We start from the raw sequence: 10593 nt of genomic DNA on the forward strand, positions 1-10593 counted from the left end.
AGCAAGGGCCGGGTCCTAGGGACTCCGGCCCGGGTGTGGGGGCTCCTGCGTGGGTGGGGGGGTGTTCCCTTCGTTGCCACCCCCTGTGTCCCCCCCCCCCCCCCCCCCCGCGACGGTGTAGGTGAAGTGGGGACTGGAGACCTTCCTCCCGCTCCCGGTCTCACCGGTGAACCACACCTCGACCCGGTCGCCCGGCTCGCCGTCCCGCACCCTGGCGCGGTACTCGTCGAAGTAGAGGTCGTCCTCGCCGCCGTAGACCTCGCCGCCCTTCCAGGGCCTGAGCGCCTGGTCGAGCGTGCGGCCGCCGTTGACGCGGTACCTCAGCTCCTTGTCCCGGAGCGCCTTGCGGGCGACGACCGCGACCTCCTGGTCCGCGCCCCGGGAGTACGAGGTGGTGAACGGGGCCGGGGTGAAGTCGGCGGCGTCCAGTCCGACGGCGGAGGCCGGCCGGTCGGGGTGCGCCGCGGTCTCGGCGACGGAGAGCGCGAACGGGACGTTCTTGGCGAACTCCCGCTGGATCAGCGTCTCGTCGTCGGGGAAGGTGAAGGACGACCGGCAGTCGCCGCGGTTCCAGGCGTCGTCCGGGTCGCTGTCCGAGGCGGTCTGACAGGTCGACATCTCCGGGGTGAACATGGCCATTCCGTTGACGTTCGACGCGTGGCCGTCCGCCTCGCCGTTGGTGGTGTACAGCTCCGAGGAGACCTGCGGACGGTAGCCGGGGACCGCCGAGTTGTCCGGGGTGCCGGCCAGCGCCCGGTAGAGGACGTCGTCGGGCGTCGGCGTGGCCACCTGCCAGCCCACGCCGTAGAGCAGGAGTTCGGCGGCGGAGTGGTAGTTGATGCCGTAGCGGAAGCCGACCCGCTTCTCCAGCGCGTCCAGGGCCCTGGTCTCGGGTTCGGAGCCGGGGCTCGGCCCGCGGTAGGTCTGGCTGGTGGGGTCGGGGGACGAACCCTCGTTGTCGTAGCCCCACTTGTAGGCGAAGTTGCGGTTGAGGTCGACGCCGTCGCCCACGCCGATGGCGCCGTCGCCGTCGACGTCCCGCAGGTTCTTGCGCCACAGGCGGGTGCCGGGGTCCTTGAAGGTGTAGTCGTAGCCGTCGGGGTTGGCCGAGAGGACGAACCACAGCTCGGTCGAGTCGACGATTCTCCTGACGCGCCGGTCGGTCGTGTAGCGGTCCAGGTAGTGGTGCATCAGCCGGCGGGTCATCTCCGGTGTGATCCACTCGCGCGCGTGCTGGTTGGACATGTAGAGCACGGCCGGCTTGGAGCCGTCCCGCGACGTCCGCGCGTTCCTGGTCAGTTTGAGCGCGAGGATGTCCTGGCCGTTGACGGTCTTCCCGATGGACTCGACCTTGGTGAGGCCGGGGTGGGCGCGGGCGGTGCGGAGGATCTCCTCCTTGAGTCCGCCCTTTCCGCCGTACGGGCGGAACACGCCCTGGGCTGCGTCCTCCACCCGGGCCCGGGCCGGGGACGAGAGGGTGTGCTCGGTGAGGGCCACGCCCTGCTCGCGCAGCCGGGCGGCCTGCTTGCCGGTGAGGTAGACCTCGACCCGGGTCCGGCCGCCCGCGGCCGCCGGCTCACCGAGTTCGTGGCCGTCCTGACCGGCCTTCAGCAGCAGGGACACCTGCTGCCGGGTGACCTCCGCGCGGTAGACCCCGATCTCGTCCGGCCCGGTGGGTGCCGGGCCGTCGCTCCGTGCCTGGGCCGTGGATGTGAGGCTCGCTCCGCCGATCATCAGCGCGCCGACAGCGAGGATCGCTCTCGCTCTGTGTCTCATGAACCCCCCTACAGGTGGTCCGCACCAGCGGCGAACAGGCTGCCAGGCTCATGGCACTCGATGATCGAGTCAAGGGCGCCTCATGGACACGCGAACGCCGGTGCCGGCCACCCGAACGGGGGGACGACGGCACCGGCGAGTTGACGATCCGTCCGGTTCAGCGGGCCAGGTTGTCGGCCAGTTCCTCGGTGAGGTTGGCCTCCGTGCCCGGGATGCCGAGGTCGGCGGCGCGCTTGTCGGCCATCGCCAGCAGCCGGCGGATACGGCCCGCGACGGCGTCCTTCGTCAGCGGCGGGTCGGCGAGCGCCCCCAGCTCCTCCAGAGAGGCCTGCTTGTGCTCCATGCGCAGCCGCCCGGCGGCGGCGAGGTGCTCGGGAACCTCGTCGCCGAGGATCTCCAGGGCGCGCTGGACCCGGGCGCCGGCGGCCACGGCGGCCCTGGCCGAGCGGCGCAGGTTGGCGTCGTCGAAGTTGGCGAGCCGGTTGGCCGTGGCCCGCACCTCGCGGCGCATCCGGCGCTCCTCCCAGGCCAGCACCGACTCGTGCGCGCCGAGCCGGGTGAGCAGGGCGCCGATCGCGTCGCCGTCGCGGACGACCACCCGGTCCACCCCGCGCACCTCGCGGGCCTTCGCGGCGATGGACAGCCGGCGGGCGGCACCGACCAGGGCGAGCGCCGCCTCCGGGCCCGGGCAGGTCACCTCCAGGGAGGAGGAGCGGCCGGGTTCGGTCAGCGAGCCGTGCGCCAGGAAGGCCCCCCGCCAGGCCGCCTCGGCATCGCAGGTGGCCCCGGAGACCACCTGCGGGGGCAGCCCGCGGATCGGCCGGCCCCGCCCGTCGACCAGGCCGGTCTGCCGGGCGAGCTGGTCACCGCCGGCGACGACCCGTACGACGTACCGGGAGCCGCGGCGCAGCCCGCCGGGGGCCATCACGATCAGCTCGGAGCTGTGGCCGAAGATCTCCAGGATGTCCCGCTTGAGCCGGCGCGCCGCCATCGCGGTGTCCAGCTCGGCCTCGATCACGATGCGCCCGCTCACCAGGTGGAGGCCGCCGGCGAACCGCAGGATGGCGGAGACCTCCGCCTTCCTGCAGCAGGTCCGGGTGACGGGGAGCCGGGAGATCTCGTCCTTCACCGCTGCCGTCATCGCCATGGGCCGATCCTTCCATGCATCCGAAAAATACGGTCGTACGCGGCGGCCAACAGCTCCGGGTCATGCCGGGGCGATCCGTCGGTCCGGGCCACCGGCGCCAGCTCGACCGCCGCTCCCAGCCGCTTGGCGGCCTCGGTGAGCGAATCGCGGTCGGGCACGGCGGCCTCGTCGGCCAGCACCACGTCCAGGGCGAGTTTAGGGGCGTGTCGCCCCAAAACCTCCAAATGACGCTGCGGGGAGAAGCCCTCGGTTTCTCCCGGCTGCGGCGCCAGGTTCAAGGAGAGCACACGGCGCGCCTTGGTCTCGGTGAGGGCGTCCAGCAACTCGGGCACCAGCAGGTGCGGGATGACCGAGGAGAACCAGGAGCCGGGGCCGAGCACCACCCAGTCCGCGTCCAGGACCGCCGCCACGGCCTCGGGGACGGCGGGCGGGTCGTTGGGCACGAGGTGCACGGACTGCACCTCGCCGGGCGTGAGGGCGACGGTCGCCTGCCCGCGCACCGTGTCCACGTCGTCCGGGCGCCCCGGGTCGTGCCCCTTGACCAGGGCCTGCAACTCCAGCGGCACGGCGGACATCGGCAGCACCCGGCCGTGCGCGCCGAGCAGCTTGCCGACCAGGTCCAGGGCCTGCACGTGGTCGCCGAGCTGCTCCCACAGGGCGACGATCAGCAGGTTGCCGACCGCGTGCTCGTGCAGATCGCCCTGGGACTGGAAGCGGTGCTGGATGACCCGGGCCCAGGTCTGGCCCCACTCGTCGTCGCCGCACAGCGCGGCCAGCGCCTTGCGCAGGTCGCCGGGCGGCAGTACGCCCAGCTCGTCCCTGAGCCGGCCGCTGGAGCCGCCGTCGTCGGCCACGGTGACGACGGCGGTGAGGTCGCCGGTGATCCGGCGCAGCGCGGCGAGCGACGCGGACAGGCCCATGCCGCCGCCGAGCGCGACCACCTTGGGCTGGGCGCCGCGCCGGCGGGGCCGGCCCCCGCGGGCCTCGACCGGGCGCCCGGCGCGCGCCTCGGGCACCATCCGGCGCAGCCTGCCCAGCCGCGGTGTACGTTCCGTCATTCCCGTCCCATGTCCCGGTGCACGACCACCGTCTCCACGCCCTCGGCCGCGAGCCGCGCGGCGAGCTTCTCCGACATCGCGACCGAGCGGTGCTTGCCCCCCGTACAGCCGATGGCGATGGTCACGTACCGCTTGCCCTCGCGCCGGTACCCGGCGGCGATGAGGCGCAGGAGTTCGGCGTACCGGTCGAGGAACTCCTTCGCGCCGGGCTGGTTGAAGACGTAGGCCGCGACCTCCTCGTTGAGGCCGGTGTAGGGACGCAGCTCCGGGACCCAGTGGGGGTTGGGCAGGAACCGCATGTCCGCGACCAGGTCGGCGTCGACCGGGAGGCCGTACTTGAAGCCGAAGGACATCACCGTGGCCCGCAGCTCGGGCTCCTCCTCGCCGGCGAACTGGGCGTCCATCTTGGCGCGCAGCTCGTGCACGTTCAGGCTGGAGGTGTCGATCACCAGGTCGGCGTCGCCGCGCAGCTCGCGCAGCAGCTCGCGTTCGGCGGCGATGCCGTCCACGATGCGTCCGTCGCCCTGGAGCGGGTGCGGGCGGCGCACCGACTCGAAGCGGCGGACCAGGGCCTCGTCGGAGGACTCCAGGAAGACGATCCGCCGGGTGACGCCCCGGGTGTCCAGGTCGGCGAGGGACTCGCGGAGGTTGTCGAAGAAGCGCCGGCCGCGCACGTCCACGACGACGGCGATCCGCGCCACGTTGCCCTGCGAGCGGGCGCCCAGCTCCACCATGGTCGGGATGAGGGCGGGCGGGAGGTTGTCCACGACGAACCAGCCGAGGTCCTCCAGACACTTGGCGGCCGTGGACCGGCCGGCTCCGGACATGCCGGAGATGATCACCAGCTCGGGGATGGCCGCCTCGGGGACCCCGGCTGTCTCGCTGCCCGTACTCACCTGTGCTCCGTTGTCCTGGCCCGTCTCCCGGACGGCGTCGGGCCGGGCCGGGCCCTGGCCGGTGCCGTGCCGGACGCCCCGGTCGCCCGTGGCGCCGTGCGTCCGATCTCGCTGTGCCTCGTGCTCCGTCATGTCTCCTGCCCCCGTCGCTCGTCCGGGACGCCCGCGGTCACGGGCTCCCCCGAGGAATCCGCCGTCGTACCGGGTTCCTCGTCCGGTTCCTCGTCCTCAATGATCTCTCCGGTCGCCGTGTTCACGGCGGGTGCGGCCGGCGCCGCCTGGGCGAGGGCCACGGCGATGGTCTCCGCCGTCTTCCGGCCTATCCCGGGTACTTCCTGGATCTGCTCGATTGTGGCGGACCGCAGCTTCTTCACCGAACCGAAATGCTTGATGAGCGCCTGTTTGCGGGTCTCCCCCAGGCCGGGGACGTCGTCCAGCGGGCCCGCGCGGAAGCGCTTGGCGCGCTTGGTGCGCTGGTAGCCGATCGCGAAGCGGTGCGCCTCGTCGCGCACCCGCTGGAGCAGGTAGAGGCCCTCGCTGGTGCGGGGCAGGATCACCGGGTCGTCCTCGCCGGGCACCCAGACCTCCTCCAGCCGCTTGGCGAGGCCGCAGACGGCGATGTCGTCGATGCCCAGCTCGTCCAGGGCGCGCTGGGCCGCGGCGACCTGGGGCCGGCCGCCGTCGACGACCACCAGCTGGGGCGGGTAGGCGAACTTCCGGGGCCGGCCGTCGTCGTTCTTCAGGGAGTCCGTGATCACCTCCGGGCCGGCGAGCGTGCCGTCGCCGGTCCGGACGCCGGTGCCGTCGGTGCCGGTGCCGTCGGTGCCGGGGAGGTCGGTGCCGGGGATGTCGGTGCCGTCGGCCCACTCCCCCGTCCGCTCCTGCTCGGCGAGGTAGCGCCGGAAGCGGCGGCTGATCACCTCGTGCATGGAGCGGACGTCGTCCTGGCCGGCGAAGCCCCTGATCTGGAAGCGGCGGTACTCGCTCTTGCGCTGCAGCCCGTCCTCGAAGACGACCATGGAGGCCACCACGTCGTCGCCCTGGAGGTGGGAGATGTCGTAGCACTCGATCCGCAGCGGGGCGCTGTCCAGGCCGAGGGCCTCGGCGATCTCCTCCAGCGCGCGCGAGCGGGTGGTCAGGTCGGAGGCGCGCTTGGTCTTGTGCAGCGCGAGGGCCTGCTGGGCGTTGCGCTGCACGGTCTCCATGAGCGCCTTCTTGTCGCCGCGCTGCGGGATGCGCAGCGACACGTTCGATCCCCGGCGGACGGTCAGCCACTCCTGGACGGGCTCGACCGGCTCGGGCAGGGCCGGGACCAGCACCTCCTTGGGGACGGCGTCCCCGCTCTCCTCGCCGTACAGCTGCTGGAGGGCGTGCTCGACCAGGGCGCCGGTGGTGACGTCCTCGACCTTGTCGGTGACCCAGCCGCGCTGTCCGCGGACCCGGCCGCCGCGTACGTGGAAGATCTGCACGGCCGCCTCCAGCTCGTCCTCGGCGACGGCGATGAGGTCGGCGTCGGTCGCGTCGGCGAGGACGACCGCGCTCTTCTCCATGGCCTTCTTCAGGGCCCCGATGTCGTCGCGCAGGCGGGCCGCGCGCTCGTACTCCATCTCCTCGGCCGCCTCCGCCATCTGCTTCTCCAGGCGGCGGAGGTGGGTGCCGGTGCGGCCGGCCATGAAGTCGCAGAACTCGTCGGCCAGGTCCCAGTGGTCCTCGGGGGTGATCCGGCCGACGCAGGGCGCGGAGCACTTGCCGATGTAGCCGAGCAGACAGGGCCGGCCGGTGCGGGTGGCGTTCTTGAAGACACCGGCCGAGCAGGTGCGCACCGGGAACACCCGCAGCAGCAGGTCGACGGTGTCCCGGATGGCCCACGCGTGGCCGTACGGCCCGAAATACCGGACGCCCTTCTTCTTGTGACCACGCATCACCTGGACGCGGGGGAACTGCTCGTTCATGGTCACCGCGAGGTACGGGTAGCTCTTGTCGTCGCGGTACTTGACGTTGAACCGGGGGTCGTACTCCTTGATCCAGGAGTACTCCAGCTGAAGGGCCTCGACCTCCGTGGACACCACGGTCCACTCCACGGACGCGGCGGTGGTCACCATCGTCCGGGTGCGCGGGTGCAGGTTCGCCAGGTCCTGGAAGTAGTTCGCCAGGCGCTGGCGCAGGCTCTTCGCCTTTCCGACGTAGATCACCCGGCGGTGCTCGTCACGGAACCTGTACACCCCCGGAGAGTCCGGGATCTCACCCGGCCTGGGGCGGTAGCTGGAGGGATCGGCCATGTCTCACACCCTACTGGCGAGGACCGACACCGCGTCGGGCCTGTGGATAACCCTCGTCTCCCTGCGGTGGCCTTCCCCGGACCTCGGGTGCGTCCCGGGCGGCGGTGGGCCGCCGGGCCGGCGCGGCTCGGCCACGGGCGTGCGCGCGGCGGTCGGGATCCGGCCATGCGGGGGATCGGGGGCCCGGGGGCCGCCGGCCGCCGCCCGGTCCTCCGCGGGGGCCGGGACAAGGGCTCATCACGGCGGGTTCCCGGCCCCCGGCGGTCCGCTCCCGGCTCCGCGCGACGGTGAGGTCCGGCCAGTCGTCCGGAACGGCCGGGCCGAGGTGTTGTCGGGCCATGGTCAACACGCTTCAATGCGGGGGAATCGGGGCCGTGCACCCGGGTGTGCGGGCACGGCGTGCCCGGCCACGGGTGTCCGCCACGCCCGCGGAGGGTGGCCCCGCACACCCGCGCAGGCGGTGTGACCAGCCGTAGTGACACGCACAGAGAGGCCCCTCGGCATGCGGCATGCCACAGAGCACGCGGACGTCCCCGCCGCGGAACTGGCCACGGTCCTGCGGGGCGGCCCCTTCCACGTGGCGCTGCGCGCCGCGATCGCCGCACGCGGACTGCCGCTCCAGCGGGTGCAGCACCATCTGTCGCGCCACGGGGTCAAGGTGGGCGTCACCAGCCTGAGTTACTGGCAGCAGGGCGCCCGCCGCCCGCAGCGCCCGGAGTCGCTGCGGGCCGTACGGGCGCTGGAGGAGATCCTCCGGCTGCCGGACGAGTCGCTCATCCGGCTGCTCGCCGAGCCCGGCGGGCACGGATGCGACGACCGTCCGGCGGGCCGCTCCTACCGCTCCCTCGTCGAGGCCTCGGACGTCCTGGACCGGCTCACCACCGGCCTGGACTGGTCGCCGGACGGCGGACTGCGCGCCCTGAGCCACCACGAATGCGTCCGGATCGGCGCCCGGCGTGAACTGGCGAGCCGCGAGGCCCACCACATCGTGCGCGCCCACCGCGACGGCGTCGACCGCTTCGTCGCCGTCCATCACGGCGACGCGGGCTGCGACCCCCGGCGCGTCGCCGTGCGCGCCCTGGAGAACTGCCGCACCGGCCGCGTGCGCTGGGACCGGGACACCGGCGTCCTCGTGGCCGAGCTGCTCTTCGGCACCCGGCTGCGTGCGGGCGACACCTTCCTCTTCCGGTACTCCGTGGAGGACGGCACGGCCGGGGAGTGCCGTGAGTATCTGCACCGGTGCGGCTCTCCCGGCGGCCAGTACGCGCTCCAGGTGCGCTTCGACGCGGCGGCGCTGCCGGTGCGCTGCCACCGCTTCTCCCAGCACTCGGCGGCGGCCCCGCGCACCGGCCGGCAGGAGCTGCCCGTGTGCGGTCCCCACCACAGCGCGCACCTGGTCGAGCCGAGGATCCGGCCGGGCATCCTCGGGATCGCCTGGCACTGGGAGTGAGCGATTGCCCACCGCTCGCGCCGCCGGCCCGGAGCGAGCGCCGTACGACGACGGGGCGCGCGCCGACGCGAGGCGCACGCCGGCGCGGGGGGGGTGCGGGAAGCGCGTGAGGCGTCCCGGCCGCTCTCCGGTCAGTCCGCCGGGCCTGCGACGATCCTGCCGTCGGCGGTCTTCACCGCCAGCTCGGTCAGCGGCTGGGTGGCCGGTGCCTGGACGACCTCGCCCGTCACGGCGTCGAACCGGCTGCCGTGGCAGGGGCAGATCAGGGTCGTCCCCTCCAGCTTGTTGATGGGGCAGCCCGCGTGCGTGCAGATCGTGCTGTACGCCTTGAGGCCGCCGTCCTCGTCGCGGCCGACCACCACGTTGTGATCCCGGTAGAGCTTCGCCCCGCCCTTCGCGACCTCGCTCTCCTTGCCGAGGTCGACGGACTCGGTGGCGGCGGACGAGGCCGCACCGCCTTGGTCCGGGGAGGAGCAGGCGGCCAGGCCGAGCCCGGCGACCGGGGCAGCCGCGGCCCCTCGAAGGACGGTACGACGGCTCGCGCGGGAGCGGGCGGGCATCTGGACTCCACTGGTCAAGGGGTGTGCGGAGCGACGATACCGGGACAGAGGGACCGGCCCGGGGGCGGGGGGCGGGGGACGCGCTCGCCCAGGTGAGCGTTTACGCCGGGCCGGGTCATGGGATAGCGTCCCGGCCGGAAGACGGCCGAGGGCCGGGTGGCCGGACCGGCGAGGACGGTGGGCCTGCGCGGTGAGGGTTCGTCCACCGCACGCCCCGGCGGTGCCGGCGGGAGCCGGGCCGCGCCGAAGCCGCCGGACGCACCGCGTCGTCCCCGCCGTCCGAGAAGGGAACCGCCTCGTGATCGTCGTCGCCGGTGAGGCACTGATCGACCTGGTGCCGCAGGGCCCGGGTGCCCTCGCGGACCTGAAGCCGGCGCTCGGCGGCGGTCCGTACAACACCGCCGTGGCCCTCGGCAGGCTCGGCTCCCCCACCGCCTTCTGCTCCCGGACGTCGTCCGACGCCTTCGGCGAGGCCCTGCTCGACGGGCTGCGGCGGGCCGGGGTCGACGTCTCGCGCGTCCAGCGGGGCCCGGAGCCGACGACCCTCGCCGTGGCCACGGTCGACGCCGGCGGCTCGGCCGCGTACTCCTTCTACGTCGACGGCACCGCCGACCGCCTGTTCACCGCCCCCGCCGCACTCCCCGCCGGTACGCGCGCGGTGTCCTTCGGCACCTGCTCGCTCGTCCTGGAACCGGGGGCGAGCGCCTACGAGGAGCTGATGCGGGCCGCCGCCGGTCAGGGGCTGTTCACCGCGCTCGACCCCAATGTCCGGGCGGGGCTGATCCCGGACGCGGACGCCTACCGGGAGCGTTTTCGCGGCTGGCTGCCCTCGGTGACGCTGCTGAAGCTGTCCGCGGAGGACGCGCAGTGGCTGGGCGGCACCCCGCGCGAGTGGCTGGCCGCGGGACCGGCGGCCGTGGTGGTCACGCGGGGTGGCGACGGCCTGACCGTGTTCACCCGGGACGGCGGGGAGCTTTCCGTGCCGGGCGAGAAGGTCGACGTCGTGGACACCATCGGCGCCGGTGACACGGTGAACGCGGCCCTGCTGCACGGGCTGGCGGAGCGGGACGCGCTGTCCGCCGAGGCGCTCGCCGCCCTCGGGACGGAGGGCTGGACACGGCTGCTGCGCTTCGCGGCGCGGGCGGCGGCGATCACCTGCTCGCGGGCCGGGGCCGAGCCGCCGTACGCGGCGGAGCTGGGGGATCCCGCCGCGCTGTGAGCGGCTGTCGCTCCCCGTGCCGACGAGAGGGCACGGCCGCCCTCGCGGGGCACGGGGACCCGGATCGCCGGACCGGGCCGGGTGAGGGTGGAACGAGCGGGGGGGGGGGGGGGGGGGGGGGGGGGGGGGGGGGGGGGGGGGGGGGGGGGGGGGGGGGGGGGGGGGGGGGGGCTGGGGGGGGGGGGAGGGGGGGGGGGGGGGGGGGAGA

Annotated in this window: 7 protein-coding genes and 1 pseudogene; 2 read left to right on the top strand and 6 right to left on the bottom strand. The window is 73.9% G+C overall.

The genetic code is table 11. The features are described from left to right. Positions 1-108: 108 nt before the first annotated feature. From ACZ63H_RS37970 to uvrC, 5 genes and pseudogenes are all read right to left on the bottom strand, one after another. Positions 109-1776 (bottom strand): annotated as a pseudogene (locus ACZ63H_RS37970) (M14 family metallopeptidase); the annotation flags it as partial. A 157-nt stretch (positions 1777-1933) separates the two neighbouring features. Continuing rightward, positions 1934-2923: a DNA-binding protein WhiA gene (gene whiA / locus ACZ63H_RS37975; RefSeq protein WP_469873026.1), complete on the bottom strand. Its 990-nt coding sequence runs from the start codon at positions 2921-2923 to the stop codon at positions 1934-1936. Continuing rightward, the gene (locus tag ACZ63H_RS37980; RefSeq protein ID WP_469873027.1) at positions 2914-3981 is read right to left on the bottom strand and encodes a gluconeogenesis factor YvcK family protein; all 1068 of its coding nucleotides are present in this window, start codon (positions 3979-3981) and stop codon (positions 2914-2916) included. The genes whiA and ACZ63H_RS37980 overlap by 10 nt, the downstream gene beginning before the upstream one ends. Then, positions 3978-5009 (bottom strand): RNase adapter RapZ, encoded by a 1032-nt coding sequence (gene rapZ / locus ACZ63H_RS37985; RefSeq protein WP_469873028.1) that lies wholly within the window; start codon positions 5007-5009, stop codon positions 3978-3980. The genes ACZ63H_RS37980 and rapZ overlap by 4 nt, the downstream gene beginning before the upstream one ends. Further along, entirely contained in the window at positions 5006-7156 is a 2151-nt protein-coding gene (uvrC, locus tag ACZ63H_RS37990) for an excinuclease ABC subunit UvrC (RefSeq protein ID WP_469873029.1), read from the bottom strand. Before uvrC ends, rapZ begins: the two co-directional genes overlap by 4 nt. Before the next feature lie 502 nt (positions 7157-7658). Here uvrC and ACZ63H_RS37995 point away from each other — a divergent pair. After that, positions 7659-8606: a hypothetical protein gene (locus tag ACZ63H_RS37995; protein WP_469873030.1), complete on the top strand. Its 948-nt coding sequence runs from the start codon at positions 7659-7661 to the stop codon at positions 8604-8606. A gap of 131 nt (positions 8607-8737) precedes the next feature. On the opposite strand, the gene ACZ63H_RS38000 is transcribed toward ACZ63H_RS37995, so the two are convergent. Beyond that, positions 8738-9166: a Rieske (2Fe-2S) protein gene (locus ACZ63H_RS38000; protein ID WP_469873031.1), complete on the bottom strand. Its 429-nt coding sequence runs from the start codon at positions 9164-9166 to the stop codon at positions 8738-8740. Positions 9167-9464: 298 nt separating this feature from the next. On the opposite strand from ACZ63H_RS38000, the gene ACZ63H_RS38005 reads away from it, so the two are divergent. Beyond that, a complete protein-coding gene (locus ACZ63H_RS38005) occupies positions 9465-10385 on the top strand; it encodes a carbohydrate kinase family protein (protein ID WP_469873032.1) in 921 nt (306 codons plus the stop codon). Positions 10386-10593: the final 208 nt, after the last annotated feature.

This window comes from Streptomyces sp. NPDC104831 (genome assembly GCF_055583025.1).